At 42.1% G+C, this 26,999-nt stretch carries 25 protein-coding genes; 11 read left to right on the forward strand and 14 right to left on the reverse strand.

All coding sequences use genetic code 11. From position 1 onward, the window contains the following. Positions 1 to 62 precede the first annotated feature (62 nt). The 5 genes from mdh to artP all read right to left on the reverse strand — a co-directional run bounded on the left by mdh (position 63) and on the right by artP (position 4,275). Positions 63 to 1,001, reverse strand: coding sequence for a malate dehydrogenase (mdh, locus tag PE36_RS01585; protein ID WP_006030181.1), 939 nt, complete (start codon positions 999 to 1,001; stop codon positions 63 to 65). A 260-nt stretch (positions 1,002 to 1,261) separates the two neighbouring features. Then, the gene (artM, locus tag PE36_RS01590) at positions 1,262 to 1,927 is read right to left on the reverse strand and encodes an arginine ABC transporter permease ArtM (RefSeq protein WP_006030182.1); all 666 of its coding nucleotides are present in this window, start codon (positions 1,925 to 1,927) and stop codon (positions 1,262 to 1,264) included. Beyond that, positions 1,924 to 2,598, reverse strand: coding sequence for an arginine ABC transporter permease ArtQ (gene artQ, locus PE36_RS01595; RefSeq protein WP_006030183.1), 675 nt, complete (start codon positions 2,596 to 2,598; stop codon positions 1,924 to 1,926). Before artQ ends, artM begins: the two co-directional genes overlap by 4 nt. Before the next feature lie 135 nt (positions 2,599 to 2,733). Next, the gene (locus PE36_RS01600; protein ID WP_006030184.1) at positions 2,734 to 3,477 is read right to left on the reverse strand and encodes a lysine/arginine/ornithine ABC transporter substrate-binding protein; all 744 of its coding nucleotides are present in this window, start codon (positions 3,475 to 3,477) and stop codon (positions 2,734 to 2,736) included. Between the two features lie 57 nt (positions 3,478 to 3,534). After that, a complete protein-coding gene (artP, locus tag PE36_RS01605; protein WP_006030185.1) occupies positions 3,535 to 4,275 on the reverse strand; it encodes an arginine ABC transporter ATP-binding protein ArtP in 741 nt (246 codons plus the stop codon). Between the two features lie 324 nt (positions 4,276 to 4,599). On the opposite strand from artP, the gene argR reads away from it, so the two are divergent. Further along, positions 4,600 to 5,061: a transcriptional regulator ArgR gene (gene argR / locus PE36_RS01610; protein ID WP_043993604.1), complete on the forward strand. Its 462-nt coding sequence runs from the start codon at positions 4,600 to 4,602 to the stop codon at positions 5,059 to 5,061. 131 nt (positions 5,062 to 5,192) lie between these two features. Here argR and PE36_RS01615 read toward each other — a convergent pair whose 3' ends face one another. The 7 genes from PE36_RS01615 to nudF form a co-directional block, all read right to left on the reverse strand. Beyond that, positions 5,193 to 6,248 carry an ABC transporter ATP-binding protein gene (locus PE36_RS01615; RefSeq protein WP_006030187.1) on the reverse strand — a complete coding sequence of 352 codons (1,056 nt, stop codon included), beginning with the start codon at positions 6,246 to 6,248 and terminating at the stop codon, positions 5,193 to 5,195. Next, positions 6,248 to 7,879, reverse strand: a complete 1,632-nt coding sequence (locus tag PE36_RS01620; RefSeq protein ID WP_006030188.1) for an iron ABC transporter permease — start codon at positions 7,877 to 7,879, stop codon at positions 6,248 to 6,250. Before PE36_RS01620 ends, PE36_RS01615 begins: the two co-directional genes overlap by 1 nt. Positions 7,880 to 8,025: 146 nt before the next feature. Then, complete coding sequence (locus PE36_RS01625; protein WP_006030189.1) at positions 8,026 to 9,045, reverse strand: Fe(3+) ABC transporter substrate-binding protein; 1,020 nt, start codon at positions 9,043 to 9,045, stop codon at positions 8,026 to 8,028. A gap of 249 nt (positions 9,046 to 9,294) precedes the next feature. Then, a complete protein-coding gene (parE, locus tag PE36_RS01630; protein ID WP_006030190.1) occupies positions 9,295 to 11,184 on the reverse strand; it encodes a DNA topoisomerase IV subunit B in 1,890 nt (629 codons plus the stop codon). A 27-nt stretch (positions 11,185 to 11,211) separates the two neighbouring features. Further along, complete coding sequence (gene yqiA, locus PE36_RS01635; protein WP_006030191.1) at positions 11,212 to 11,793, reverse strand: esterase YqiA; 582 nt, start codon at positions 11,791 to 11,793, stop codon at positions 11,212 to 11,214. A gap of 90 nt (positions 11,794 to 11,883) precedes the next feature. After that, on the reverse strand, positions 11,884 to 12,708 hold the full coding sequence (cpdA, locus tag PE36_RS01640; protein WP_006030192.1) for a 3',5'-cyclic-AMP phosphodiesterase: 825 nt from the start codon (positions 12,706 to 12,708) through the stop codon (positions 11,884 to 11,886). A gap of 201 nt (positions 12,709 to 12,909) precedes the next feature. Beyond that, positions 12,910 to 13,545, reverse strand: coding sequence for an ADP-ribose diphosphatase (gene nudF / locus PE36_RS01645; protein ID WP_006030193.1), 636 nt, complete (start codon positions 13,543 to 13,545; stop codon positions 12,910 to 12,912). Between the two features lie 281 nt (positions 13,546 to 13,826). On the opposite strand from nudF, the gene PE36_RS01650 reads away from it, so the two are divergent. Together PE36_RS01650 and lpxL are read left to right on the forward strand one after the other, a co-directional pair. Further along, positions 13,827 to 15,170 carry a TolC family outer membrane protein gene (locus PE36_RS01650; protein WP_006030194.1) on the forward strand — a complete coding sequence of 448 codons (1,344 nt, stop codon included), beginning with the start codon at positions 13,827 to 13,829 and terminating at the stop codon, positions 15,168 to 15,170. A 154-nt stretch (positions 15,171 to 15,324) separates the two neighbouring features. Next, positions 15,325 to 16,281 carry an LpxL/LpxP family Kdo(2)-lipid IV(A) lauroyl/palmitoleoyl acyltransferase gene (gene lpxL, locus PE36_RS01655; protein ID WP_006030195.1) on the forward strand — a complete coding sequence of 319 codons (957 nt, stop codon included), beginning with the start codon at positions 15,325 to 15,327 and terminating at the stop codon, positions 16,279 to 16,281. 107 nt (positions 16,282 to 16,388) lie between these two features. Here the strand turns inward: lpxL and glnE are convergent, their stop codons facing one another. Further along, complete coding sequence (glnE, locus tag PE36_RS01660) at positions 16,389 to 19,253, reverse strand: bifunctional [glutamate--ammonia ligase]-adenylyl-L-tyrosine phosphorylase/[glutamate--ammonia-ligase] adenylyltransferase (protein ID WP_043993606.1); 2,865 nt, start codon at positions 19,251 to 19,253, stop codon at positions 16,389 to 16,391. 178 nt (positions 19,254 to 19,431) lie between these two features. Between glnE and PE36_RS01665 the strand changes: the two genes are divergently transcribed. The 5 genes from PE36_RS01665 (at position 19,432) to PE36_RS01685 (ending at position 22,772) form a co-directional block, all read left to right on the forward strand. Then, positions 19,432 to 20,328: a DUF350 domain-containing protein gene (locus PE36_RS01665; protein WP_006030198.1), complete on the forward strand. Its 897-nt coding sequence runs from the start codon at positions 19,432 to 19,434 to the stop codon at positions 20,326 to 20,328. Positions 20,329 to 20,521: 193 nt separating this feature from the next. After that, entirely contained in the window at positions 20,522 to 20,935 is a 414-nt protein-coding gene (locus tag PE36_RS01670) for a YjfI family protein (RefSeq protein WP_006030199.1), read from the forward strand. Between the two features lie 23 nt (positions 20,936 to 20,958). After that, entirely contained in the window at positions 20,959 to 21,651 is a 693-nt protein-coding gene (locus tag PE36_RS01675; protein ID WP_006030200.1) for a PspA/IM30 family protein, read from the forward strand. A gap of 135 nt (positions 21,652 to 21,786) precedes the next feature. Next, positions 21,787 to 22,428, forward strand: coding sequence for a hypothetical protein (locus PE36_RS01680; protein ID WP_006030201.1), 642 nt, complete (start codon positions 21,787 to 21,789; stop codon positions 22,426 to 22,428). A gap of 23 nt (positions 22,429 to 22,451) precedes the next feature. Continuing rightward, positions 22,452 to 22,772: a hypothetical protein gene (locus tag PE36_RS01685; RefSeq protein WP_006030202.1), complete on the forward strand. Its 321-nt coding sequence runs from the start codon at positions 22,452 to 22,454 to the stop codon at positions 22,770 to 22,772. 121 nt (positions 22,773 to 22,893) lie between these two features. On the opposite strand, the gene PE36_RS01690 is transcribed toward PE36_RS01685, so the two are convergent. Further along, on the reverse strand, positions 22,894 to 24,387 hold the full coding sequence (locus tag PE36_RS01690) for a CYTH and CHAD domain-containing protein (RefSeq protein WP_006030203.1): 1,494 nt from the start codon (positions 24,385 to 24,387) through the stop codon (positions 22,894 to 22,896). A 279-nt stretch (positions 24,388 to 24,666) separates the two neighbouring features. On the opposite strand from PE36_RS01690, the gene PE36_RS01695 reads away from it, so the two are divergent. The 3 genes from PE36_RS01695 to PE36_RS01705 form a co-directional block, all read left to right on the forward strand. Further along, positions 24,667 to 25,347: a TIGR00153 family protein gene (locus tag PE36_RS01695; protein WP_043993608.1), complete on the forward strand. Its 681-nt coding sequence runs from the start codon at positions 24,667 to 24,669 to the stop codon at positions 25,345 to 25,347. A gap of 22 nt (positions 25,348 to 25,369) precedes the next feature. Continuing rightward, positions 25,370 to 26,644: an inorganic phosphate transporter gene (locus PE36_RS01700; RefSeq protein ID WP_006030205.1), complete on the forward strand. Its 1,275-nt coding sequence runs from the start codon at positions 25,370 to 25,372 to the stop codon at positions 26,642 to 26,644. A 161-nt stretch (positions 26,645 to 26,805) separates the two neighbouring features. Beyond that, a partial coding sequence (locus tag PE36_RS01705; protein WP_006030206.1) for an SH3 domain-containing protein occupies positions 26,806 to 26,999 on the forward strand: 194 nt, incomplete at its 3' end.

A 26,999-nucleotide genomic window follows, 5' to 3' on the forward strand; every position in this document is an offset into this window, starting at 1 on the left:
CAAGTTAAATAACTTGGGTTTCAATTGTCATCAGCTTTAACCTAACAGGCTAAATGTAATGATTAACCAGCAACGAATTCTTCACCTAGCGTGATGTTCGCTTTTAGTTCTTCTAACATTGCATCACGTGCGCTTGCTTCAAATTCGCTTAGCTCACCGTATGCTAGTACTTCTTCAACGCCGTTTTTACCTAAAAGAACAGGTTGAGCGAAGAATGTTGCGTGCTCAGAGCCACCGTCAACATAAGTACATTCAACAATACCTTCTTCACCTTGTAATGCGCGAACAAGAGAAAGACCGAAACGAGCAGCCGCTTGACCCATAGAAAGTGTCGCAGAACCGCCACCCGCTTTAGCTTCAACAACTTCAGTACCTGCATTTTGAATACGAGCTGTTAATGCAACAACTTCTTCAGCAGTAAATTCAACGCCTTTAACTTGAGACAGTAGCGGCAGAATTGTTACGCCTGAGTGACCACCAATTACTGGTACTTCAACGTCAGCAAGTGAAATGCCTTTAAGCGCACTTACAAAAGTTTCAGAACGGATAACATCCAGCGTTGTGATACCGAATAGTTTACGTTTGTCATAAACGCCTGCTTGCTTAAGTACTTCAGCAGCGATTGGCACAGTTGTGTTTACTGGGTTAGTAATAATACCGATACATGCATTTGGACATACTTCAGCACATTTAGCGGCTAGATTTTTGATGATCCCAGCATTGATATTGAATAGATCTGAACGGTCCATACCTGGTTTACGAGCAACACCCGCAGAGATAAGTACCACGTCAGCACCAACAAGTGCTTCAGTAGGATCTGTACCAGCAAAACCAGCAATAGTAACGTCTGTAGGGATGTGGCTTAAATCAACAGCAACACCTGGAGTTACTGGTGCGATATCATAAAGTGATAAATCAGAACCAGCAGGTAGTTGAGTTTTCAAAAGTAGGGCTAAAGCTTGACCGATACCACCAGCAGCACCTAATACAGCAACTTTCATAGACGTCTCCATTATCTTAATTGTTTATGTAGAATACAATATTCACAAATTCCTTTAATCACTGCTACCTTACTGCAACATTGACTAAAAAACAATTAACAACACGGATATGCACGGTAAATAAATGAATTACACAGGGGTTTTAAGGGATTAGCTTTCTATCTAGCAGGCATTAGCTTTCAGGTGAAATGGCATAATATGCTCACTCATCGTTATGACAGGCATCAGTAACAAGATGAGTGAACAAATAGCAGTGTCTATTAAGATTGGAATGCGAGGGCTTTTTTCTCTAACTGTTTAAATATCAATATCAAGATACCATTCATGCCGAGGTAGATTATACCCGCAGCAGAGAATGCCATTAACGCATCATAGGTTTGACCATTTATTTGATTGGCATAACCCATCACATCCATGATCGTGATCGAACTGGCTAATGAGGTACCTTTAAGTACCAAGATCACTTCATTAGAATAAGACGGTAATACCCGGCGTATCGCATGTGGCACGATAACCGCCAAGGTTTGCCTGCGATTCATACCCAGCGCATTACAGGCATCCCATTCGCCACGAGGTACCGATTCAATCGCCCCTTTAAATAACAGCGATGAATAAGCGGCAGTATTAAAGGATAAGGCTATAATGGCGCAAATCTTAGCCTGACGCAGGTAATCCCATAAGAAACTGTCTTTGATCCACTCAAACTGGGACGGACCACTGTATACCAAGAAGATTTGGATCAATAACGGGGTACCGGTAAACACCAAAATAATAGCCCGAGCCAATAAGTTTAATCCCGGGATCTTATTGATCATCGCCAGCGTTAATAACACCGCGATCATAGAACCAAACAATAAGCTGAAAAAGGTAATTTCAAGGGTAGTGCTCAAACCGTTAAATAATAACCAGAAGTGATCTAACGTCATTTTGCTACTCCGGCATCAAAACGGTTAATGTAATTATCAAGGTGCTTTAACAACCATTGACTAATTAAAGTAATAATCAGGTAAATCGCCGCAGCTGCCACCAAAAAGGTAAAGGGCTTATAGGTACTACCTGATAATAAATCTGCTTGTTTCATCAAATCCGTTACCCCAATCAGGGAGACTAACGCGGTATCTTTTAGCAGTACCATCCATTGATTGCCTAAACCCGGTAAGGCCAAACGCCATGCTTGCGGCAAGGTAATACGCAAGAAACAACGCACTGGCCCCATGCCCAATGCTTGCGCGCCTTGTTGCTGGCCTTTGGATACTGATTGAATGGCCGCGCGTAACGTTTGCGAAGCATAAGAAGCAAAGATAAGCGACAGTGCCACCACACCACTCCAGAACGGACTGATGTCATAATACTCATCGGTTAATAAAAACAGGATATGGGTGCCACCGAAGAAAATGAAAAATACGATCAATATCTCCGGTAAACCACGTAACACGGTCACGAAAAAACTAATCGGCTTGGCAATAAGTGGGTTCTTCTGCATTTCTGCAACACAGAATAAAATGGCGAGAACCAAGCCAACCAGCAAGGATGTTAGCGCGAGGCCAAGGGTGATTTTTGTTGCATCCAATAATAATTGAAGCTGCAAAAGATCCATAAAAACTCCGGACGTAAAAACAAAAAGTGCCCCTAAAAGGCACTTTAAAATGAATTATCTCGTTACCACAATAACTTGGCGGTTATGCCCTGATATTGCACTGCAACGCAGGTCGAGATTAAACACTGTTACTTCTTATTTAGCAAAGTATTTTGCGTAAATCTTATCGTAAGTACCGTTCGCTTTAATTGCTTGCAAACCTTTGTTCAGTTTAGTCAATAATTCAGCGTTACCTTTACGTACTGCGATAGCAAAACCAGCTCCAAAGTATTTCTCGTCAGTCACGGCTTTACCCACTGTTTCATAGTTACCACCACTGTGTTTGCTCAACCAATCGTGCGCCACTGCAGAATCTGCGAATACACCATTAATACGACCATTTTTAAGGTCTAAAAACGCTTTTTGGTACGATGGAAAGTTAAGTAACAATACTTTTTCATCGGCATATGTTTCTGTCATATAAGCTTGGTGAGATGTACCGTTTTGTACCCCTACTGCTTTACCGGATAAATCAGCAACAACATTGTATTTACCTTTTTCAGCCACAAGTACCGCTGAGTTTTCATAATAAATATCAGAGAAATCAACTTGTTTTTTACGTGCTGGCGTTACGTCCATTGCCGCAATAGCTGCATCATAACGACGGAACTTTAAGCTTGGGATCAGACTATCAAATGATTGGTTAGCAAAACTACATTCCGCTTTTAATTCACTGCAAACTGCGCGGGCGATATCAATATCAAAACCCTGGAATTCGTTGTTTGCATCCATCATTTCAAATGGAGGGTATGTGGCTTCAGTTACAAATTTGATTTGTTCTGCGGCTGTTACTTGCGCTGCTGCTGAAGTTAGAATTAATGCTGTGAGTAATTTTTTCATTTGGGTCGTCCTATTCCTAATATTTTTAATAATCTAATGTTTTAAATTATTTGTAAATTAATGCTTTAAGTAATTTGTAAACTGTGGCGTTTGTGGTTGCTGGAAGTGCTCAGCACCACCAAACTCAACAATTTCACCGTTTTCCAGATAACAAACTTGACTAGCGACTTTACGCGCGAAGTCCACTTCGTGCGTAACAACAACCTGGGTAATACCGGTACTTGCCAGTGATTTAATGATCTCAGCCACTTGATTCGTTACCTCTGGATCTAACGCCGCAGTCGGTTCATCAAATAACAATACTTCTGGTTTCATCATTAAAGCACGTGCAATCGCGACACGTTGCTGTTGACCACCTGATAATGCTAATGGAAATACATCAACTTTATCAGTTAGTTGTAATTTCTCAAGGATCTTCATGGCCTCTTCACGAGCGTGTTGTTTAGTTTGCTTTAAAATCTTAACGGGTGCTTCAATTAAGTTATCCATCACAGACATGTGCGGCCATAGGTTGTATTGTTGAAATACCATACCTACTTTCCGTCTTAACATCTGGCTGCGCTTAGCTAATTGTTTATCATTAAGTTTGCCAGAAAAATCAAATGTTTCACCAGCAATACTGATAGAACCATTATCGGGCGTATCAAGTAAATTAAGTATGCGCAACAAAGAGCTCTTACCGGCACCGCTTGGACCAAGCAGCACTAAGGTCTCGCCTTTCGCACATTTAAGGTCGATGTTTTGTAATACATCAAGTTGACCCCAAGATTTACAGATGTTTTTTAGTTCGATGCTCATAATGATAACTGAATATAATTGCACTAGATGCGAGTATAATAACCGAATAAACTGTGAGATCAACATAAATATTCACTTTAACTCGGTTTTTATGCAAATTCACCGAATTAACCAAATAAGCTAGATACAAATATACCCTGCTGGTATCATATGCATAATTATTCAGTTCATCACGCGTCAAATTTATTTGCTATTCACCTGAGTGATTTAGTAACTGACTTTATGAACAAGCTATAACGTTAGCTAAGGTTTCATTATAAAGTCGGATTGAATTTAACATTTGTAGCTTGAATTATAGATGAATCAACTGACATGGTAAAAAAAATGAGTGAAAAACAAGATCTGTTAGTAAAAGCATTTAAAGGATTATTGAAAGAAGAGCATCTTGGCTCGCAAGGCGAGATTGTGGATGCACTAAAGGAGCAAGGCTTTGATAGTGTCAATCAATCAAAAGTCTCAAGAATGCTCAGCAAATTTGGTGCAGTACGCACCCGCAATGCCAAAGATGAAATGGTCTATTGCCTACCAGCCGAGTTAGGCGTGCCAACCATTAGCAGCCAATTAAAAACTTTAGTATTAGATATTAGCCATAATGAATGTCTGATTGTGATCCAAACCAGCCCAGGCTCAGCGCAATTGATCGCACGTTTATTAGATTCATTAGGCCGTACAGAAGGTATTTTAGGCACCATTGCGGGCGATGATACTATTTTCATTACCCCGACCAGCACCACCATTATTGCCGACGTAGATAGTGCAGTAAAAGAGTTGTTTGACTATATCTAGCAGTAACACTAGCGTGTTACTGCCCATGTTTGGCGCTGAGTGGAATCACGCCAAACATATATCTTTAGAAGTCATTAACCGTTAACAGTCATGAACTATTAACAGTCATGAAACATGAACAGCATTAACTGTTAGTCACAATCAAATAATACCACATCATGATCTTCTACCGTTACACTCACCACATTACCAATCACCATTGGTTGCTGCATAGATACCGATAATTCCTTATCATTATCGACTAATGTAATAGTACAATGTGTGGTCATGCCCAAGAACTGCTGCTGCGTGATCGTCGCAATACCCTGTTCGATAAGTGCTAATTTTAATTGCTGCGGTCGTAGTGCGACCAATTTATGCTCACCAACCGCCGCTGTTAATTTTTGCTTGCTGGCGATCACACCTAATGCAGTTTGTACTCGGTATTCATCTAATACCAGCGCATCTAAATAGTTAACCTTGCCGAGGAAGTCAGCCACAAAGCGCGTAGCAGGTCGGTTATATAACTCACTTGGCGTGCCGAGCTGCTCAATTTTACCCTGATGGAAAACAGCTAAACGATCGGCAAAAGCAAATGCTTCTTCTTTGCTGTGGGTAACAAAAATAGCGCTCATGTTATGCGATTTAAGTAAAGCGCGCATCTCTTCAATCAAGTGATGGCGTACTTGGCTATCAATATTAGAGAAAGGTTCGTCCAATAATAGCAACTCTGGTGAATTGGCTAAAGCGCGGGCAATCGCGACCCGCTGTTGCTGTCCACCGGATAGTTGATGTGGATAACGGTCAGCAAACTCGGTCAAATTGACTAATTTAAGCACATAATCCAACGTCTCTTTTTGCTTGGCTTTATTTTGCTTATATTGGCTGAATAACACATTATCAGTCACGGTTAAATGTGGAAATAGCGCATAATCCTGAAAAATCATCCCGACGTTACGCTTTTCAGGCGCGACATTAAGATCGCTATTGTCAACCACGTGACCATTAATCTCAATACTGCCTTGGGTTGGTGGTAATAACCCGGCAATCAATTTTAACGTGGTGGTTTTACCACAGCCACTTGGTCCTAATAGACACAGGATTTCATTTTTACCTAAATCCAGATCCAGTCCCGTTAAAATATCAACGCCAGCATAACTACAATGTAGATCTGAAATACGTAAAGCAAGTGAAGAAGATGTAGTCATCAGTGCTGTTGCTCCAAAGAACGGTTCAAGAAAATAAGCGGGATCAATCCAACTAACACGATCACAATTGCCGCCAGAGCAGCCTGTTCTAACATTTCATCAGACGCGAACTGGAACACATAAGTGGCGAGTGTTTCATAATTAAATGGACGTAATAACAAGGCCGTAGGCAGCTCTTTCATTGACTCAATGAAGACTAATAAAAACGCCGCTAATACCCCTTTACGGATCAAAGGAATATGTACTTTACGGATCATGCTATTGGGACAGTGTCCTAACGTACGTGCCACCATATCTAACGACGGCGATATTTTATCAATACTGCTTTCTATCGAACCAACCGCAATGGCTGAAAAACGAATAAGATAAGCAAAAATAAGCGCAAAGGTCGTGCCCGTAAAGACCAGACCCGGTGTCCAGTCCCATAAGAATTCCGTTAAGTCATTTAATAAAAAATCAGCCGAGGTCAACGGAATAATGATACCAATAGCCAATACTGTACCAGGCAACGCATAACCCATGGTGCTAATACGTGCAGGGATCACCGCATATTTAGAGCCAACTAAACGACGGTATAAACCCAGTAATATTGCGCAGAGAACCGCGAGACTCGCCACGACCACCGCCAGAATTAAACTGTTGGCGCTGTATTGAAAAAACTCTTCAGTCCAAGATTCGGCAAAATAATGCCATGCATAATTAACTAATACCGCAAACGGTAATAAGAAACCAGCAAACACTAATAACCAACACCAAGCCATTGCCAAGTATTTAGCCGCGCCAATTAATTGATAACGTACTTCTTGTTCATGCAGCATGCTTTTTTGAAACACTTGCTGCTTACGCCGAGCGAAGCGTTCTAAACCGACAAATAATAAGATCACCGATAATGTCATCACCGATAATTGCGCGGCGGCCGTTAAACTGCCGTGGCCAATCCAAGTATCGTAAACCGCTGTCGTCAGCGTATTTACCGCAAAATAATTCACCGTGGCAAAATCAGCCACAGTTTCCATCGCCACTAAAGATAACCCCACCGCAATCGCTGGACGCGCAAGGGGCAACGATACCCGTAAACAACTCGACAATGCAGAACTGCCCAACATACGGCTAGCTTGGATAAGACTGGTTGATTGTTCCAGAAATGAAGTACGGGCTAACAAATAAAGATAAGGATATAACACTAACGCTAAAACAGTGGCGGCACCGGGAATGGTACGAATATCAAAGAACCAATAATCACGGGCACTTTCCCAACCAAACACGGCGCGTAAAGCAATTTGTACCGGCCCAGCATAATCAAACATATCAGTATAAATATAAGCCACGATATAAGCAGGCATCGCCATTGGTAACATGAGGGCCCATTGTAAGCTTTTGCGGCCGGGAAAATCACACATGGCAATAAGCCAAGCGGCAGGCAAAGCAATAATACAGCTGATTAAACAAACCAGAAAAACAAGGATCAGGGTATTTTGAACATAATCGAGGAGAACGGTATCAATAAGGTGTTGAAAAACATCTGCGCTGGGACCCATTGCTTGATAAAACAATGCCGCAATAGGTAGCGCTAACATGATCGCAATAAACCAACTACTAGAATGCCAAGAAAAGGCTAACTTATGATTCATGAACGGAAAAATAACTCCTGTTTAGATACGCGAAAAGGTTGGCGAGTTACAACGTAACTTTACCAACCTTTAAATCAGCCAATTGGCAACCAATTAAGTTGCAATTTCAACTGTTAACCCCTAACAAACTTAGGGGTATATGTATTCTACAAGTCGAACTTAACTTCATCAAGTAGTCTTAGTGCAGCTTTACGATGTTTTGCAATTTCTGCGACAGGCATGTAATCTGCGTTAAATTCACCCCAAGATGAAACTAGCTCAGATGCTTTGATACCGGCTTTAACTGGGTATTCCATGTTAACTTCAGCATACATTTGTTGTGCTTTTGCGCCAGACAGGTATTCCATCAGTTTAACTGCGTTACCTTTGTTCGGTGCGTATTTAGCTAATACCATACCAGAAACATTCACGTGCGCGCCGTGGTTTTCTTGGTTAGGGAAGTTAATGTTAACCGATTCAGCCCAAGCAACTTGTTTTGGATCTTTTAACATTTTACCTAAGTAGTAGCTGTTACCTAGCGCAACAGTACAAACGCCTTCTTTAATCGCTTTAACTTGTGCACGATCGTTACCTTGTGGTTTACGTGCAAGGTTAGCTTTAAGACCTTTTAACCATTCTTTAGCTTCAGCTTCACCGTGATGCGAGATCATTGATGAAATAAGCGCTACGTTGTATGGGTGTTTACCCGAACGCATACAGATTTGACCTTTAAATTTAGGGTCTGCAAGTTCTTCGTAAGTGATGTTAGCAACGTCGCCATAAACTTCACGTGATGTGTAGATGTTACGTACACGTGTAGTCAGTGCAAACCATTCGCCATCTGGGTCACGGTATTGCGCAGGAATGTTGTCTTCTAATACATCGCTTGATACTGGTTGAGTAACACCACTTTCAACAGCTTCAACTAAGCGGCTGATATCAGTTGTTAGCAATAGATCGGCTTTTGATAAGCGACCTTCACGTTTCATTCTATCTGCAAGTCCTTTCTTGGCAAATACAATGTTCACCTTCACACCAGTATCTTTAGTGTATTGTTCAAGGATCGGATTAAGCAAATTCGCTTGGCGATTTGAATAAATATTAACTTCTTCACCAGCAAAAGCCGTTGCGCTCATGAGTGACGTTGTTAATGCCAAAGCAGATAAACTAAATATTCCTTTTTTCATCCTTACCTCTTAATACGAATTGTTTACATAATTTACAATATGCTGCGGAGTTTATAAGAATATAAAACTTTCTACAAGTGCAAATGATAATAATTCTCATAATTAGTTATGTTAATCTATCATTTACTGATAATGATCAAAAAGAAGTAAAATCAGCTGGTTTTACAAAGAGAAAACAGAAAGGACTTAGAGCAATGCATCCATTATCACATTGCTCTTTATTTCAATAATATTAGCTAAAACTATCCTCTAGCTATCGCTGAGCATGTTACCTTTATCTTCTAACCAAGCCCGGCGATCTGCAGAGCGTTTTTTGGCAAGTAGCATATCCATCATGGCGAATGTTTCGTCTGCATCATCAATCGTTAAACGGACTAACCGGCGGGTATTAGGATCCATGGTGGTTTCCCGCAATTGTAACGGATTCATTTCACCCAGTCCTTTAAAACGTTGCACGTTGACTTTACCGCGTTTTTTCTCGGCTTCGATACGATCGAGAATGCCGTTTTTCTCAGCTTCATCTAATGCATAAAACACTTCTTTACCGATATCGATACGATATAACGGCGGCATGGCCACAAACGCATGTCCGGCTTCAACCATGGCTCTAAAATGTTTATAGAACAAGGCGCATAACAAGGTAGCAATGTGTAGACCATCGGAATCGGCATCGGCTAAGATACAGACCTTGCCATAACGCAACCCGGAAATATCATCCGAGTCAGGGTCAATACCCAGCGCCACAGAAATATTATGCACTTCTTCTGAAGCCAGTACTTGGGCAGAATCCACTTCCCAGGTATTTAAGATCTTACCGCGCAATGGCATCACAGCTTGAAACTCACGATCACGCGCTTGTTTCGCAGAACCACCAGCAGAGTCACCTTCCACTAAGAACAGTTCTGAACGCATTGGGTCTTGACCCGAACAATCGGTTAATTTACCCGGCAATGCAGGTCCACTGGTCACCCGCTTACGCGCCACTTTCTTACTGGCTTTTAAGCGTTTCTGGGCGTTGTTAATACACACTTCAGCCAGCAGTTCAGCCAGATCGGTATTGGAATTTAACCATAATGAAAACGAATCTTTAACCACACCAGAAACAAACGCAGCACACTGACGTGATGACAAACGTTCTTTGGTTTGTCCGGCAAATTGTGGGTCTTGCATTTTAACCGACAAGATATAAGAGCAACGATCCCAAATATCATCCGGCGTTAACTTCACGCCACGTGGCAATAAGCTACGGAATTCACAGAACTCACGCATGGCATCGAGCAGACCTTGACGTAAACCATTAACATGGGTACCACCGAGCACTGTCGGGATCAAGTTAACATAACTTTCCGTCACCGATTCACCGCCTTCAGGCAACCAGATCACCGCCCAATCAGCCGCTTCATTGTTGGCTGAAAAACTGCCCACAAACGGCGTTTCAGGTATTGTCGGCCACTTATCTAGCGACTCCATCAAGTAGTCTTCTAGGCCTTTTTCAAAGCACCAGGCATGTTTTTCTTTATTAACTTTGTCGTCAAATTTGATGCTTAAGCCAGGACACAATACCGCTTTAGCGCGTAAGTTATGCACCAAGCGTTTAGCGGAGAAGTTACCCGAATCAAAATAGCTCGGATCCGGCCAGAAATGGACCTTGGTACCCGTGGTACGAATGCCAATTGTACCAATCACTTCTAATTCAGACACCTTTTCGCCATGTTCAAAGGCGATTTGATAGATTTGGCCACCCCGGCGAATGGTGATTTCAACGCGTTTAGATAATGCGTTTACAACCGAAATACCTACCCCATGTAGACCACCGGAGAATTGATAACTATCGTTCGAGAATTTACCACCCGCATGTAACTTAGATAAAATCAGCTCAACACCACTCACCCCTTCCACAGGGTGAATATCCACCGGCATACCACGACCATCATCGCTCACTTCTAGCGATTGGTCTGCATGTAAGGTAACGGTAATGCTCTGAGCATGACCAGCTAACGCTTCATCGACACTGTTATCGATAACTTCTTGGCCAAGGTGATTAGGGCGTACTGTGTCGGTATACATACCGGGTCTACGACGTACTGGTTCGAGACCATTTAGGACTTCAATCGAGCCCGCGTTATATTCTTGAGTCATGAGTTTCTTTTATGCTGTTCGTTACATCTACTTGAATGCAAGAAAGGTTAAAATATCGCTAAGATAACGTTCAAATCCGATAAAAGCATGATCACCGCCCTGCTCTACCGTTAATTTTGCCGCATTATATTTTGCTGTTGCTTGGTTATAGTCTAACACTTCATCATCGGTCTGTAATAGTGCCCAGATCGTTTCAGGGTGAACTAATGTCGGACAATCCAATGCACGTAGTTCATCTATGTGCTGTTCGGTAAGGGTAAATACATTGTCAGTATACGGATTGGTGTTCTCGCCTAAATAATCCACCAGCAACTCGTAAGGTTTGACCGCCGGATTAACAATGACCGCAGGACAATTAAATACCTGATTCACTTTCGTCGCATAATAACCACCGAGTGAGCTGCCCACCACGCCTAACTGATAATCAGGATAACGTGCCACAATCGCTTCTATCTGTAACCACGCTTGTTGCGGATAAGGCGATAGATTCGGAATTTCAATGGTTATCTCAGGGTGGTACAAGCCAAGATAATCGGCCATTTGTTGTGCTTTAACCGATTTTGGCGAACTATTAAAACCGTGCAAATAGAGCAGAAGCATGGGAGCCATGTATTCATTTACCTCAGCATAATGGGGGAGTATCGAGGCGTATCATTACCTCAATAACGTTAATAGATCAGGGCAAGGCTAGCCAGAATATTAGTAACCTTTGGACTCTAGGTCGGGATTAAAATCGTTGTTCGACAAACGCCAAACTTGACTGTTAATCGAACCATCACTGTGCAGCTGCAAATAACGCCAGCCCGGTGCACGGGCATCAAGCGTAAATTCATCACAATGCGGTTTAAATTGGAAGCAAGTCGATGGTGAGGCCATAAAGTGAATACCAGCATAGGTTTTATCCAATTGCTGATGAACATGGCCAAATAACACATGATTGGCTTGCGGGTGTTTCGCAAGTATCGCTAAAAATGCATCGGCATTACGTAAGAGATGTTGGTCTAGCCATTTACAACCGACAGGATAAACATTGTGATGTAATACCACTAATGCGAATTTATCTGGGTGCGCGCTAAGTTGTTCGTCAAGCAGAAGCAGTTGTTCGGGCGCGAGATAACCGGCTGGAGAGCCCGTTAACTGTGAATCGAGTAAAACAATTTGCCAGTCACCAACAACTTTATATTTATCCGCCAACACACCTTCGGCTCTTAAAGCATCGGCCATCAGTGGAATATTGTCGTGATTACCCGGCAACCAATAACACGGTTTATTTAGACGTTTAATATGTTGAGCAAAGTATTGATAAGACGCAGGCGTATTGTCTTGAGAAATGTCACCCGTAGCAAGCACAGCATCAAACGGTTGTTGATTCTGGAGGATAGCATCAATGACATGCCGATAACTCAATTGCGTTTTCACCCCGAGCAGATCTTTCTCAGCGGTGGCAAACAAATGAGTATCTGTCACTTGTAATAAATTAATCACATTATGCTTTACAGTTAACTTAGAAATGTCCGCACCCACAATAATCTTTAACCCTTATCCTTATATGTTGTCTAGTAATGACGAAGACTGCCAATCGACACACTGATTACAAGATTACTTAGCTACTAGCATACCCTAATACGGGCCAATAAATCTGTTGACCAGCACACATTTCCACAATTCTAATCATCATAGATTCAAATGACTTAGCGATGGAGAGGCCGATTCACCATTGTAGCGCTACAGCCAAGACTTTTGCAATGCTTGAAAATTCAATTGTAACCACTGGATACCAATAATAGTCGATGCGTTATTTATTCGCCCTGTTTGCACCATATTATAAGCAGTTTCGCGACTCACCACATGTACGCGTATATCTTCACCTTCACTGGCTAAACCATGAACGCCTTTCGCTGTGCTGCTGTCGACCTCACCCACGTATAAATCGATAGCTTCACTGGTACCGCCGGGACTAACAAGAAACTGCATAATGAAATCACAACGGCCAATCGTCACACCTGCTTCTTCTAATGCTTCGCGTTTCACGACTTCGGCAGAGTCTTCACCTTGTTTATCGATCATGCCTGCCACTAATTCCAGTAACCAAGGTTGTGAGCTTGATTCTATCGCCGGAATTCTTACCTGCTCTATCAGTACCACTTCATCACGACTCGCATCATAAGGGATCACTGCCGCCGCGTTTCCACGTTCAAATACTTCTCGGCTTATTTCACCACTCCAACCTCCAGCAAACAGCCTATGTTTAAAGGTATAAGTGTTAATTTTAAAGAAACCATTGAAAACCTGTTGTTTGTTTATGATCTCAATATCAGCAATATCATACTCAGATCGTATTTCTAACTTTCGACTTTTCATTTACATCTCCTAAAATATACTGATAATAAAGGGTTACGGTGAATACCATGTGGGCTGCTAGGGTTTAAGGATAATTCCTAGTAAATGTACTAATAATTCCATATCGACATTGATTCAACGTTTAAAACTCGAGCTTTGAGATAACACCTAGTATAAGATGGAAATCATCCTATTAATCTAACTATCTCTTTTGGATAATTATTAATTTGACTAAGCAGTTATCATTACTTATTGTTATGCGAATTCATAACGGCAACTATTTACACTTAAGGTAACCACCAATGAAGTTTAATAAAATTCTTCTAGCCTGCGGTCTGGCATTTTTTGCACACTCAGCCAGTGCTGATAATTTACAGCAAATATTTCAACAAGCCTTGACCAAAGATCCTCTTTACTTAGAAGCACAAGCAAACCGTGATGCAGCACTAGAGAAGATTACTGAACAAGAAGCAGCTAACTTACCACAAATTGGGCTAAGTGCTGATCTGGGTTACGGCATTACGAGTGACACCACTACAGTGAATAAAACGTCTAACCGTAATGCTCTAACGGGTACGGTTGGTATTGGTCTAACCCAATCATTATATGAAGAAAGTAATTTCATTAATGTTAGCCAAGCTGCCAAGCAAGCCGAACAAAGTGAACTTGCAGTGCAAGCTGAACTGCAAAATCTGATTTTACGCGTAGCAAATGCCTACTTCAGCGTATTGAGCGCTAACGATACCTTAGAATTCTCTAACCGTAATAAAGAAGCGGTAGAGCGTCAACTTGAGCAAACAACGCAACGTTATAATGTCGGTCTAACGGATAAAACAGACGTTTTAGAAGCGCAATCAAGCTTTGACTTATCGGTGGCAGATGTCATTAATGCTGAAAATACCTTAGCCAATAGTTACGAGTCATTAACTGAAATTACCGGTTTAACCCATATTGACATTGCAACGTTAAATACCAAACGCTTTAGCCCTACAGCACCAGACGGTCAACGTGATAACTGGTTAGCCACCGCTAACAACCAAAACTTAGCCATTCAGATCCAACGTATTGCCAAGCAAATTGCCGAAGGTAACGTCGAGCTAGCAAGCTCTGCAGATAACATGTCATTGAATTTGGTGGCAAATGCTGGCGCCCAGTACACCGGCTACGGTGATGATTATAGTAATGGTGGAGCAGGTTTAGAAAGCACAGTTTCTTCTGCTAATGTCGGCATCGAATTTAGCATGCCGCTATACACAGGCGGCGCAGTAACGTCGGCAAAGAAACAAGCAGCTTACCAAGTCACAGCAAGCCAAGAGCAATTAACCAGAGCGAGTCGTGAAGTACAAACTAAAATTCGTACTTTTTACAACAACGTAACTGCCGGATTAAGCTCTATTAAAGCTTACGAGCAAACGGTTAAGTCCTCTCAAAGTGCTTTAGAAGCAACGCAGGCTGGCTTTGGTGTTGGTACCCGTACCATCATTGATGTGTTAGATGCGACAAAGACGTTATATCAATCGAAGCAATCATTGTCCGCATCGCGTTATAGCTACATCATTAGTATGTTACAGTTGAAACAAGCCGCTGGTACGTTGAACGCTGAAGATATTGATTTAGTCAATGCTGGGTTAGAAACGAGCAACTAAGCAAAACGTAACACAGAATACCCAGGCGACCATGTGTGTCGCCTTTTTTATAACTAAAATCTTCTGTAACAGCCAAACACAAACCAATTAAACGTATAAATATAAGTTACTTGCTTTTATTTATAATATTAACTCACGCGAATGAGATGTTTCCATGACAGACAAGAATAAAACCAACACCCCCATGGTAAGTAAAGAAAATACCAAGTTTGAAGGGCGATTTCTACATCCTAAACACTGGCCATTACTATTCGCCGCCACTGTTTTGTGGTTTATCTCCTTATTACCGAACAATATTCAAAATGTTCTGGGTCGTGCGTTAGGCCGATTGGTCGCGAAAATTGTACCCAAGCGTCTAAAAACAGCGCAACAAAACCTAGCACTGAGTTTTCCGGATAAATCTGCGGCCGAAATCGCAGCATTAGCAAAAGAGAATTTTGAATATACTGGTTTAGCCGTTATTGATACTGCCAATGCCTGGTTCTGGCCTGATTGGCGTATTAAGCAAAACATGGTTATCGAAGGACAAGAACATATCGACCAAGCCAAAGCGGATGGTAACGGTATGCTGATCTTGGGATCGCATTTTTTATCGCTGGAAATATCAGCGCGTATCTTTGGTCTATTACGACCAGCCTATGCAATCTATCGTCCGAACAAAAATCCATTGATGGAATATTTACAATGCCGTGGTCGCACCCTGTCAAATAAAGCCTTAATCAATCGCCGAGATATCAAAGGCATGTTACGCGTACTCGATGAAGGTGAGCCACTATGGTATGCCCCAGACCATGATTATGGTCCTCGTCGCAGCGTATTTGTCCCCTTCTTTGCGGTTGATAAAGCCTGTACCATTACTGGTACCACGCTGTTTGCCTCGGGGAAAAATACGAAAACCTACCCAGCATCGTCTTGTCGTCTGCCGGATGGCCGTTACAAGTTAACGATCCGCGCACCACTGGAAAATTTCCCAACCGGGAACGAAGTGGAAGATGCCACTATCTGTAATAAAGAATGTGAAAAATCTATTTTAGAGCAGGTGCCACAATACATGTGGTTACATCGCCGCTTTAAAACCCGTCCAGAAGGTGAGCCGAGCTTGTATAAGTAAGCTGATATATATAAGTAAATAGACAACTAAGTCGTAAAACTAAAAAAGCGATTGCTAACGGAAAAATAATGCCCGCAGCAATCGCTTTTTTTGGTTATCGCTTTCGTTTACACAGCAAACAACTGCTGCCAATAGTCGGTCACGACTTTTCGCTGCGCCGTAAATTCACTATTCGCAACAATCCCTTTTTTACCTAATAAATTAAGTCGGTGGATCTCATCACGCATTTGGCAGTAACTTGCGGTTAAATCCTCCCCCAATGTTTGGCTAATTAAACCTTCAGCCACACAACGGCTAATAATACGGACATTATCAGGCCACAGCTGCAGCTTGGGTATCTGCGCCGCATGATTTAACACAATATACTGCATCATAAATTCAATATCGGTAATGCCGCCTTCTGATTGCTTAATATCAAATTGGTCGGCATTGGCGTTGAGTAAATGGTTACGCATTTTCAAACGCATTTCCACCACTTGTTTTTGCAATTCGGCGGTATCTCGCGGTTTGGCAAGAATACTGCGTTTCACCTCGTTAAACCGTTTTTGAATCAACTTATCACCATAAACAATACGCGTACGCACTAATGATTGATGCTCCCAGGTCCATGCTTCTTTACTCTGATAATCCAAGAAACGCGATACCGGACAAGCCAGTACCCCAGAGTTACCCGATGGACGTAAACGCATATCCACTTCATACAAAATACCAGTGCTGGTGCGGGTACTAAAAATATGAATAATACGTTGCGCAAGACGTAGATAGAACTGACGACTATCAATCTCTTTGGCGCCGTTGGTCATACCTGCGGTTTCACAATTATGAATGAACACCAGATCCAGATCAGAACCATAACCCAGTTCAATACCACCCAGCTTACCGTAAGCGACAACCGCAAAACCTTTCTCACCGGTTTCCACAACATTGTGCGGTATACCGTGTTTCTCTTCTAACTGTTGCCATGCTAGGTTGACCACGTTATCAATCACGGCTTCCGCCAACCAAGTCAGGTGATCACTCACTTTCATTAACGCTAACTCACCGGCAATATCGGCGGCGGCAATACGCAGTAATTGGGTTTGTTTAAATTGACGTAACGCTTCGAGCTGCTGTTCCTGATCTTCTTCAGGGATACGCAACATAAACTGACGTAATTCACTGCGATATTCATGCAATGGCGTGGGGTGATACAAATGCGATGGCACCAACAGCTCATCTAATAAAATCGGGTGACTCGACAGCTGCTTCGCCACCATCGGACTGGCACCACATAAACGTAATAACTGGGTTAATGCTAAGTCATTTTCGACTAACAATTCTAAATATGCAGTTCGATTCAAGATCTTTAATAACAACGCAATAATACGAGGTAACAACGCCACAGGGTCATCCGCTTTCAGGATCGAAAACAGCAGTTTAGGCAATAATTTCTCTATGGTTTGTCGACCTCGAGGACCCACAGTTTTACGGGCATAATCGCTCTTAAAATGATTTAGGTCGTGAGCAAAAGTTTGCGCATCTTGCTGGGTTAAACCATATTCTGCCAACAAGGCGACCGCTTCATCCGTTGATAGCTCCAAATGCCATAAATCTAACGCCGGTTGTGACTCTTCATTATCCTCATCATCCCCACCAATCACCTGACTAAACTCGCGATTGATCGCCGCCATCACTTGATAAACATGCACATAAAAACTATCCCAATCAGCGTAACCTAATACACTAATTAACCGACTGCGATCTAACGCTGACTGCGGTAAGGTTTGGGTTTGTGTATCATTTATTTGCTGGAGAATATTCTCGACTCGGCGCAAGTAACAATAACTCTCGGTAAGCACGGTATAACTCTCTGCAGAGATCTCACCAAGCGACTGCAATACTTTCAGCGTTGCTAACAAGGATTTAATTTGTAGTACCGGTTCACGCCCACCCCGAATAAGCTGAAAGGTTTGTGCCACGAATTCCACTTCCCGAATACCACCACTGCCCAGTTTAATATTATCTTTCAACCCCTTACGGCGTACATCTGCTTTAATCATGGCCTTCATATTACGCAGCGCATCAATGGCACTAAAATCCACATAACGGCGATAGATAAACGGACGGAGCATTTTTTCAAGTTCAACTCTGGTTTCTGCATTACCACCCAAAGCACGGGCTTTCACCATGGCATAGCGTTCCCAATCTCGGCCTTGGTTCTGGTAATATTCTTCAAACGCATTAAAACTCATGACTAAGGGGCCAGAATCGCCAAACGGACGCAAACGCATATCGACACGGTAAGCAAAACCATCGGCAGTGACTTGGTGTAATGCCGCAATTAATCGCTGGCCTAAGCGCTGGAAGAATTTTTGATTCGTCACCGTACGGCCAGCGCCGACAGTCTCGCCGGATTCTGGATAAGTAAAAATAAGATCAATGTCAGATGAGAAATTCAGTTCGCCACCCCCTAACTTGCCCATGGCTAAAATAACCAACTGCTGCTTCACACCGTCGGCGTTTACAGGTGTCCCCTGCTCTTTACATTGTAGTTGGTATAACCAGTCCAAGGCACCTTCGATTAAACGGTCAGCAAGGTGAGAGGTGTGGGTTAAACTTTCCGTTAGCTGAGAAAATTGTAGTAGCTCTCGCCAAGCGATAATGCACATATGAAAACGGCGAAATTTTCGTATCGTACGTAATAATGCCGGTTCAGAATCACAAGCCGTTAACTGCTCACTTAAGTGTGCTTCGACGTGTGCAGTTCGGGATGCTTGTGAGAGTAGACCAGACTGCCAAATATCGTTAAGTAAGCCAGTATTGTTAATACAGCTTTCCGCAATAAAATCACTTAACGAAAACACCCGTTGGCTCTGCGCTATTTGCTCGGCAGACAACAAGGCTAAGTCACGCTCATTGCGCTCACACCAACGCTGCCAATACATACTTCCTGTATCCGCTAATACATCAACAATTTGACATTCTGTACTCATAAATGACATCCATATAATTAAGGCTTGAGATCCAATTAATTCAACAATTTAAACCGGCTGTTTATATCAACAATGCACAGATAGACATGCTATGTCTTACATGCTATTACTTAGCGATATTAATTTATCATTAGTAAACGATTATGGCAGCTAAAATCGTAAGAGAAGGTAACCTTTAATGTCTGTGTTTGAAACTATCTTATCGTCGGATCTGTTGCTGTTTTTACTTGCCGACCTCATCATCGCCTTAGCATTTTTATTCGCAATGCGCTTTTTCACCGGCACTGTCGACAACATAGATACCATAGATGAACTGGCCAAGCGTGACAATTTTGCTTTTGGTATTAGTTTGGCGGGTGCCATTTTTGGTTTAGGCATCGTGCTTTCTGGGGCTATTTCAGGTGAAAAAGCCGCCACGCTACCCATCGAAATATTAGGCATGAGCCTTTATGGTCTCGCCGGATTAGTACTGATCAAACTGGGGCGCTGGATCCATGATCGCGTCTCTCTCAATCAACTTGATAAAAATTCCGAAATTGCCCAACGTAACGTCGCCGTGGCGATTGTCGATGCCTGTGCCGCGATTTCCACCGCCATTATTATTCGTTCGACACTGGTTTGGGCTGAAGGCTTAGAACTCATCACCTTCATTGCTATCTTCTGCGGTTTCCTTATTTATCAAACGATTATGTTACTCATGACCCGTTACCGTGAACACCGTTATTCACGCGGCAATCTCGGTACCTCCATGCAACAGGCTTTTAAAGATAATAATATTGCGGTGGCACTGCGGCATGGCGGCTATCTTATTGGGGTTGCGATCGCGGTAACGATAGCCAGCAACTATATCTATTATGATACCGCCAATCTGTTGACCACATTAGGCTCGTGGATGCTGTTTAGCTTTGTAATGCTGACCACCTTTACTATCCTTGCCATCATCGCCAAAAAAATAATTCTCAATGGCGTGAATATTAATAAAGAAGTAGATTTACAAAATAACGTTGGCATCGCCGCGATGGATATGGCCATCAATTTATCCATCGCGTTCATCCTTATGGCATTATTAATTTAATGTTTCGACGTGCGATGTAGCAGCTAGTTTATGAATACAATGAACTTTTTGTTAGTAGCAAGACCAAACAAAGTAATCGATACATATATAAATGCTATAAAATAGTATAAATTAAGCGCAAGTCGCTTGACATATTATGTCTTGAGGCTTAAAGTTAAACTTACTTAGACATAATATGTCAAAAAGGAACCAGATGAACATACATAAAATTGCAAATTATCTTAATGATCTTGGCGACAAGTCTGACACAGGTTATAAGTTTGACTGTACCCCAATTTCGGGTGATGTTGATGTTCTACGTGTCGACGTTGAAGGTCGTGAAGAAATTCCAATCTTTGTTTCTGTCACTGATGAGCAAATTCTTTGTATTGCTTATTTATGGGGCGAAAACGAAGTTAAAGCAGAAAAACGAGTCGAAATGCTAGAAGCGATGTTAGAACTTAACATCCCAATGCCGCTGTCATCATTCGCTAAAATTGATGATATGTATGTGGTATACGGCGCATTATCAGTGCAATCAACCATGGCCGATATCGAGCATGAGTTAGTTGTATTAAGTGATAACAGTCTCGAAGTTATTACTGAATTATCAGATTATTTAGTTTAACCCCTACTTCGAAGGAGAAGTTTATGAGCATTTTTAAGAAAATTATGACCGCGATCCGTGGTGGCGCCCGTGAAGTAGGTGAAGGTATTGTTGATGCAAACTCAATGCGTATCTTCGAACAAGAAATTCGCGATGCCCAAACTCATTTAACCAATGCTAAACGTAATTTAACGGACGTGATGGCAAAGCAAATGCAATCTAGCCGTGAACTTGATCGCGTTAAAGCTAACCTAACAGAGCACGAAGGTTATGCAGTACAAGCATTAAATGCCGGTAACGAAGCGTTAGCGCTAGAAGTGGCTGAAAAAATTGCTCAACTAGAGCAAGAAGTTATCGAGCAGCAACAAAATCTAGATAGCTTTACGAGCAGCGCAACTAAACTAAAAGACTTAGTGAAGAGAAGTGAACGTCAATTGTCTGAGCATCAACGCCAATTAACGATGGTGAAAACAACTGATAGCGTACAAAAAGCAACATCCGCTATCACTGACAACTTTAGCGCCAGCAATTCAAAACTGCTCAGTGCCAAAGATTCACTCGAGCGCATCAAGCAAAAACAGCAAGATTTTGATGATCGTATGCTTGCAGCTGATGAATTACAAGCAGAAGGCAGCGACCAATCATTAAAAGCGAAACTAGCTGAAGCAGGTATTGGCCAGCAACAAAGCAGCGCTAACTCGGTACTAGAACGTTTGAAAGCAAAGCAAAATAGCTAAACTTAATAACAAAATAGACTGATCACAGCCATAACGTTAATGGCGCAGCAACAACGCCATTAATTTTTAATAGGAGCAGCCGACGTGAAAGCGTGCTGTTCCTTTTTGTCATTCCGCTATATGACAGGAATAATAATGAGCTTCTTCAAAAAATTATTTAAAAAATCCGAACCAACAACCCCAACCCGCGACCTCAACCACGTCAGCAAGTTAATTCTTGGTGATATTATCGAATTTAGCGACAGTTTCACTTTACCCAGTGAAGTGCGTCAGCAAAAGTTTGAAGTAATTTCGATTGAAACGCTGGAGTTTGAACACCAACATTACCCACGCTTTAAGCTACAAGGTGAACAGCAGACGTATGTTTGGTTATCCCTGCCTGGTCACGATCACAACAATTTCCAACTCAGCTTGGAGCTCACGCGTGAAGAAGTCTCACAGTTATTCGATTTGGACTTATTTAGTGATGTGTTTGAAGAAGGTTTTACTGAGTTACCTAGCCAACAGCCCGTTTCGTTAGGTGATTGGCATGCTGAACGTTATTACCAGCAAGATATTGCCACTGTAGGTTATCACCATAGAACCGACTTTAGAACCTCAGCGCCGTCGCAATATACCGATGAAAACCCTGGTCGGGAGTTTGAGTTTTATCACTTACATGACGCTAAAGAAAACAAATTAATCGATATTATGGTGCATAATAACGGTGATACAGATGTGTACTTGACCGTACAGCTTGGTAATGACAGTATTACCGGATACTGGCCAATAGCATAAACACAGTACAAGGCAGATTAAACATGGTTAAATCACGTGAGTTACCGGAAAAATGGCTATCGTCCCAGAAGGCGATGAAAGCGGTTCAGGTAGCATTTGATATGGATGAAAAGATCCAATACAAGATCCGAAAAGCGGCACTAGATCATAACTTAAGCCCATCAGAACAGATCCGCGACATTCTCGGTTTAACCGTGAATAAACGGCCGAAAAGACCGCGTCTGACAGTGTCGTTAAACAACCAAGATTATATTGAGTTAGCTGAAAAATATGGCTTACAACCAGAGCAGCAATTAGAAATTAAAAAGTTAGTGATTGAAGATCTGGTGAAATTTTCAGAATAATCCGTCAAACGAGGCTTGCTCGGCTCTTATTCGGCTCTCGCCCTGTGGGATGAGAGGATGAGCTATCAACTATCAATAACTGGTAATCAGTGACATCCACATGCCACTGATTACCACTTATTTACTCTGTTAACCAATAGGGGCGCATGGTTAATGCTTGATGCCGTGTTTGCTCCATCGCATCCAGTAATGAACGCTGACGACGTATTAACAGCTTATTAATTTGCAACGCAATCGCTTCCGGTTGTTGCCGAACCACAATCATCAACATATCTAATACGGCTAAATCCTCAATGCCCTGCAAAATATCTTGCCAAGGTAACCGGAATTTATCACGACATTCCGATGCATAATGGTGGCTAAAACAGTGCCCAATTAACAAATTTTGTTTTAATTTTGTCTGCAGCTGTAAATAACCAGCGGCATCCAATTGCGCTTCTGATAAAGGCGAATCAAGTACATTTTGCCAACTTGCTTGTAAATGGCTATTTGAAAATGACACTATATGACCACTATCAAGCTTAACACTGCTTAAACCTTGGCTTAATAGCTGACTGACCGACAGCATAATACGGGCATATCTAGAGCTATTAAACAGTGTGTCAATGTCGGTAAAATCAATATAGCTGCTTTGTAGTGTTTGTAACTCTTTACTAATGCGCTTATATTCTGGGAATTTACGCAGCAATTGGCCATTATGGATCAGCACATGCTGCAATTGTGTCGCCCGATCAACATTTGACAGCTGCTGTTGCAACCAATTTAATTCCGTCTGCTTCAGGCCAATCTCAGGCAAGATATTAATATACGTTTGCATTGTCTGTTGGATCAACGTTACCCCAACTAATACTTCCGCGAGTGCATCAATATCCTGAGTGTCCAAATACAACTGTTCATGATGCTGCCAATGCGCATAACTTTGAGTCAGTGTCGTTAAAAATATATCAGCTAAGGTTTCTGCTTCGCGTTTCTGTATCGTTAGCACCAGGGGCTTAACTTTAGGATGATATAAACCCGCAAGTTGATAACCACGTTTTGCTTTACTGACATTACCCAAACGCACATTATCTAATTGGGTGATCTGCTGAGCTAGCGTAAAGAGATCAGCAATAGTACCGCGCACCAATTCTAATTCAATTTCACAGATCGGGTAGCTATTGTCACCACTGCGCGCCATACCTTGATCAAATACCACTTCAATCTCAGCACTATTAGGCAACTGTATATGCCACATAGTCCGTTCAAAATCTGTGGTGAATAAATCGACAAGATCTGCTTGTAACTGGGCAATATTGGTATCTGGTGGCCATATTTCCGCTGGAAAGTCCACCAATGCAGGTACGTCACCATCCAAGGATAAATTATATTCTGGGCGCTGATGTAACCCGCCACGCACAATACCGGCGGTTTTAATCGTTTGCTCGGCAAAATTTAAACTTTTACGCGTGCGTAAACCAAAGTCGAATTGACGAAATTGGGATGTCGTTGTATCGAAATAGGTATTAGATAAAGGCTTAACAGCCTGCTCGATTATCACGTAATCAGCTAATAGTGTTTCTAATTGTGACTTAACCTGTGGTTTAACAACAAATTTTATTTCAACTTCCGTACTCATCCGGCCTCGCTAGACTCATAAACGATAAAAATAATGCCAAGATAAAACAGCGTATCCCGCACTTTAAAGTATAAAACTTACCAATTTTTTTAAAAGCTGTCTAAGGTTAAATACCTAATTAGTGAATATGATTAGCAGTTAAAAACAGAAATATATTGATATTGGTCTAATTCAATCGCTAATTAAGCAATTTTTATATTGCAAACTTGTGAGAGTGGTTTAACATTCCCGACATCTTCAAAAGTGCACATATTATTGTCACATACATGGATTATGGCTATGCCAGTAAATACGATTTTAGGACTTTTTGCTAAGTCGCCGATTACCCCATTACAAGAACACATCACGAAAGTGCATGAGACTTGTGAATTACTTGTGCCATTTTTTGCTGCAACGACGCAACAAGATTGGGATAAGGCTGAAACTATCCGCCAGCAGATCTCACAATGTGAGCGAGATGCAGACGTATTAAAACGTGAAATCCGCTTAAAGCTACCACGCGGTATCTTTATGCCTGTCGATCGCACCGATATGTTAGACCTACTGACTCAACAAGATAAGATCGCCAATCGTGCGAAAGATATTGCTGGTCGTGTTATCGGTCGTAACCTGCAACTTCCGGCCGAAATCGCTGATGATTTCACGCTGTATCTAAAACGTTGCATTGATGCAACAGCGCAGGCTAAAAAAGCCATTAATGAACTAGATGAACTGCTTGAAACTGGCTTTAGAGGCCGTGAAGTTGATCTTGTTGAAAACATGATCAACGAACTTGATTCTATCGAAGATGATACCGATGCAATGCAGATCGTATTGCGTCAGAAACTACGTAAAATTGAAAATAACTACAATCCAATTGATGTTATGTTCCTTTACAAAATCTTAGAGTGGGTTGGCGGCTTAGCCGATCAAGCCGAAACTGTTGGCGCACGCCTCGAACTAATGCTAGCGCGTAATTAAGATCACTATAGGTATATAAATAATGGAAATCATTCAAGCATACGGTCCTTATCTACTGTTTCTTGCGGCTGTCTTCGGTCTTTATATGGCATGGGGCATTGGTGCCAATGACGTAGCAAATGCAATGGGGACCTCTGTAGGTACCAAATCACTGACCGTAAAACAAGCGATCTTTATCGCCATCATCTTTGAATTTGCCGGTGCTTATTTAGCCGGTGGTGAAGTAACAGATACCGTCCGTAAAGGTATTGTTGACCTTGCCGTATTTAAAGAACAAGGCCGCCCTGATGCATTAGCATTTGGTATGATCGCTTCGCTACTTGCGGCGGGTACCTGGTTAATGATCGCATCAATTTTTGGCTGGCCAGTATCAACGACACACTCAATTATCGGTGCCATCATCGGTTTTGCGGTTGTCAGTGTTGGTCCAGAAGCCGTACAGTGGGATAAAGCCGGTGGTATTGTTGGTAGTTGGGTGCTCACACCCGTACTCTCAGGTGTCATCGCTTACATCACCTTTATGAGCATTCAAAAACTCATTTTTGATACCAAAGATCCGCTGTCTAACGCCAAGCGTTACGTGCCTTTCTACATGGCTCTAACGACATTTGTAATTGCAATGGTCACGATTAAAAAAGGCCTAAAACATGTTGGTTTACATTTAACCACAGGTGAAGCATTAGCCGCTTCGGCAGTGATCAGTCTACTGGTTGCTATTGTTGGTGCCATTTATATCAGCAAACAGGACTACAGCCCAAGTAATGACAAAGACATGCACTTCTCTAATGTAGAGAAAGTATTTGGTATCTTAATGATCATTACCGCTTGTGCAATGGCATTTGCGCACGGCTCTAACGATGTTGCCAATGCGATTGGTCCATTAGCAGCGGTGGTCTCTATTGTTCAACACGGTGGCGAAATTGCCGAAAAAGCCGAGCTAGCGTGGTGGATCTTACCACTCGGTGGTTTCGGTATCGTGGTTGGTCTAGCGACTATGGGTCATAAAGTAATGTCAACTATCGGCACCGGCATCACCGAACTAACCCCAAGCCGTGGCTTTGCAGCACAGCTAGCGACCGCTACAACGGTTGTTATTGCCTCGGGTTCAGGTTTACCTATTTCGACCACACAAACGCTCGTAGGCGCTGTGTTAGGTGTAGGTATGGCGCGTGGTATTGCGGCACTGAATCTCAACGTCGTCAGAACGATCGTGGTATCTTGGGTCGTGACACTACCAGCTGGTGCATTGCTCTCAATTATCTTCTACAAGATCTTAGAAGCAATCTTTGTAGTGTAATTGGTTACATTGTGATGAAAAGGCAATCAGAAAATTGATTGCCTTTTTTGTAAATCCACTCAATTTATATTTTTGTGATGGAAAACTAGCATCTGAGGCTTGTCGAAATTCGATTTTATACTTATTATGCTTACCATAATACTTCGTCTACGGGACATCTTGTGAAGATTAAACAACTCATTATAGCAACACTGCTAACACTCGTTAGTGTATCTAGCTTTGCCAAAGAAACACGTTATATCAGTGATGATGTGGCGATTTATATGCATTCAGGTCCGGGGACCCAATATCGAATTATTGGTACGGTCAAAGCCGGTGAAGCGGTCACCTATTTACAAACGAATGCAGGCTCTAA

This window comes from Moritella sp. PE36 (genome assembly GCF_000170855.1).
Taxonomy (GTDB): Bacteria; Pseudomonadota; Gammaproteobacteria; order Enterobacterales; family Moritellaceae; genus Moritella.

Bases quoted from the DNA above. Each gene is read 5' to 3' on its own strand.
- parE (WP_006030190.1), bottom strand. From the start codon at position 11,184: ATGACTCAAGAATATAACGCGGGCTCGATTGAAGTCCTAAATGGTCTC.
- artP (WP_006030185.1), bottom strand. From the start codon at position 4,275: ATGAGCATCGAACTAAAAAACATCTGTAAATCTTGGGGTCAACTTGAT.
- PE36_RS01700 (WP_006030205.1), top strand. From the start codon at position 25,370: ATGGAAATCATTCAAGCATACGGTCCTTATCTACTGTTTCTTGCGGCT.
- argR (WP_043993604.1), top strand. From the start codon at position 4,600: ATGAGTGAAAAACAAGATCTGTTAGTAAAAGCATTTAAAGGATTATTG.
- glnE (WP_043993606.1), bottom strand. From the start codon at position 19,253: ATGAGTACAGAATGTCAAATTGTTGATGTATTAGCGGATACAGGAAGT.
- lpxL (WP_006030195.1), top strand. From the start codon at position 15,325: ATGACAGACAAGAATAAAACCAACACCCCCATGGTAAGTAAAGAAAAT.
- PE36_RS01695 (WP_043993608.1), top strand. From the start codon at position 24,667: ATGCCAGTAAATACGATTTTAGGACTTTTTGCTAAGTCGCCGATTACC.
- PE36_RS01620 (WP_006030188.1), bottom strand. From the start codon at position 7,879: ATGAATCATAAGTTAGCCTTTTCTTGGCATTCTAGTAGTTGGTTTATT.
- PE36_RS01650 (WP_006030194.1), top strand. From the start codon at position 13,827: ATGAAGTTTAATAAAATTCTTCTAGCCTGCGGTCTGGCATTTTTTGCA.
- mdh (WP_006030181.1), bottom strand. From the start codon at position 1,001: ATGAAAGTTGCTGTATTAGGTGCTGCTGGTGGTATCGGTCAAGCTTTA.
- yqiA (WP_006030191.1), bottom strand. From the start codon at position 11,793: ATGGCTCCCATGCTTCTGCTCTATTTGCACGGTTTTAATAGTTCGCCA.
- PE36_RS01665 (WP_006030198.1), top strand. From the start codon at position 19,432: ATGTCTGTGTTTGAAACTATCTTATCGTCGGATCTGTTGCTGTTTTTA.
- PE36_RS01625 (WP_006030189.1), bottom strand. From the start codon at position 9,045: ATGAAAAAAGGAATATTTAGTTTATCTGCTTTGGCATTAACAACGTCA.
- PE36_RS01690 (WP_006030203.1), bottom strand. From the start codon at position 24,387: ATGAGTACGGAAGTTGAAATAAAATTTGTTGTTAAACCACAGGTTAAG.
- nudF (WP_006030193.1), bottom strand. From the start codon at position 13,545: ATGAAAAGTCGAAAGTTAGAAATACGATCTGAGTATGATATTGCTGAT.
- PE36_RS01600 (WP_006030184.1), bottom strand. From the start codon at position 3,477: ATGAAAAAATTACTCACAGCATTAATTCTAACTTCAGCAGCAGCGCAA.
- PE36_RS01615 (WP_006030187.1), bottom strand. From the start codon at position 6,248: ATGACTACATCTTCTTCACTTGCTTTACGTATTTCAGATCTACATTGT.
- PE36_RS01680 (WP_006030201.1), top strand. From the start codon at position 21,787: ATGAGCTTCTTCAAAAAATTATTTAAAAAATCCGAACCAACAACCCCA.
- PE36_RS01685 (WP_006030202.1), top strand. From the start codon at position 22,452: ATGGTTAAATCACGTGAGTTACCGGAAAAATGGCTATCGTCCCAGAAG.
- artQ (WP_006030183.1), bottom strand. From the start codon at position 2,598: ATGGATCTTTTGCAGCTTCAATTATTATTGGATGCAACAAAAATCACC.
- artM (WP_006030182.1), bottom strand. From the start codon at position 1,927: ATGACGTTAGATCACTTCTGGTTATTATTTAACGGTTTGAGCACTACC.
- PE36_RS01670 (WP_006030199.1), top strand. From the start codon at position 20,522: ATGAACATACATAAAATTGCAAATTATCTTAATGATCTTGGCGACAAG.
- PE36_RS01675 (WP_006030200.1), top strand. From the start codon at position 20,959: ATGAGCATTTTTAAGAAAATTATGACCGCGATCCGTGGTGGCGCCCGT.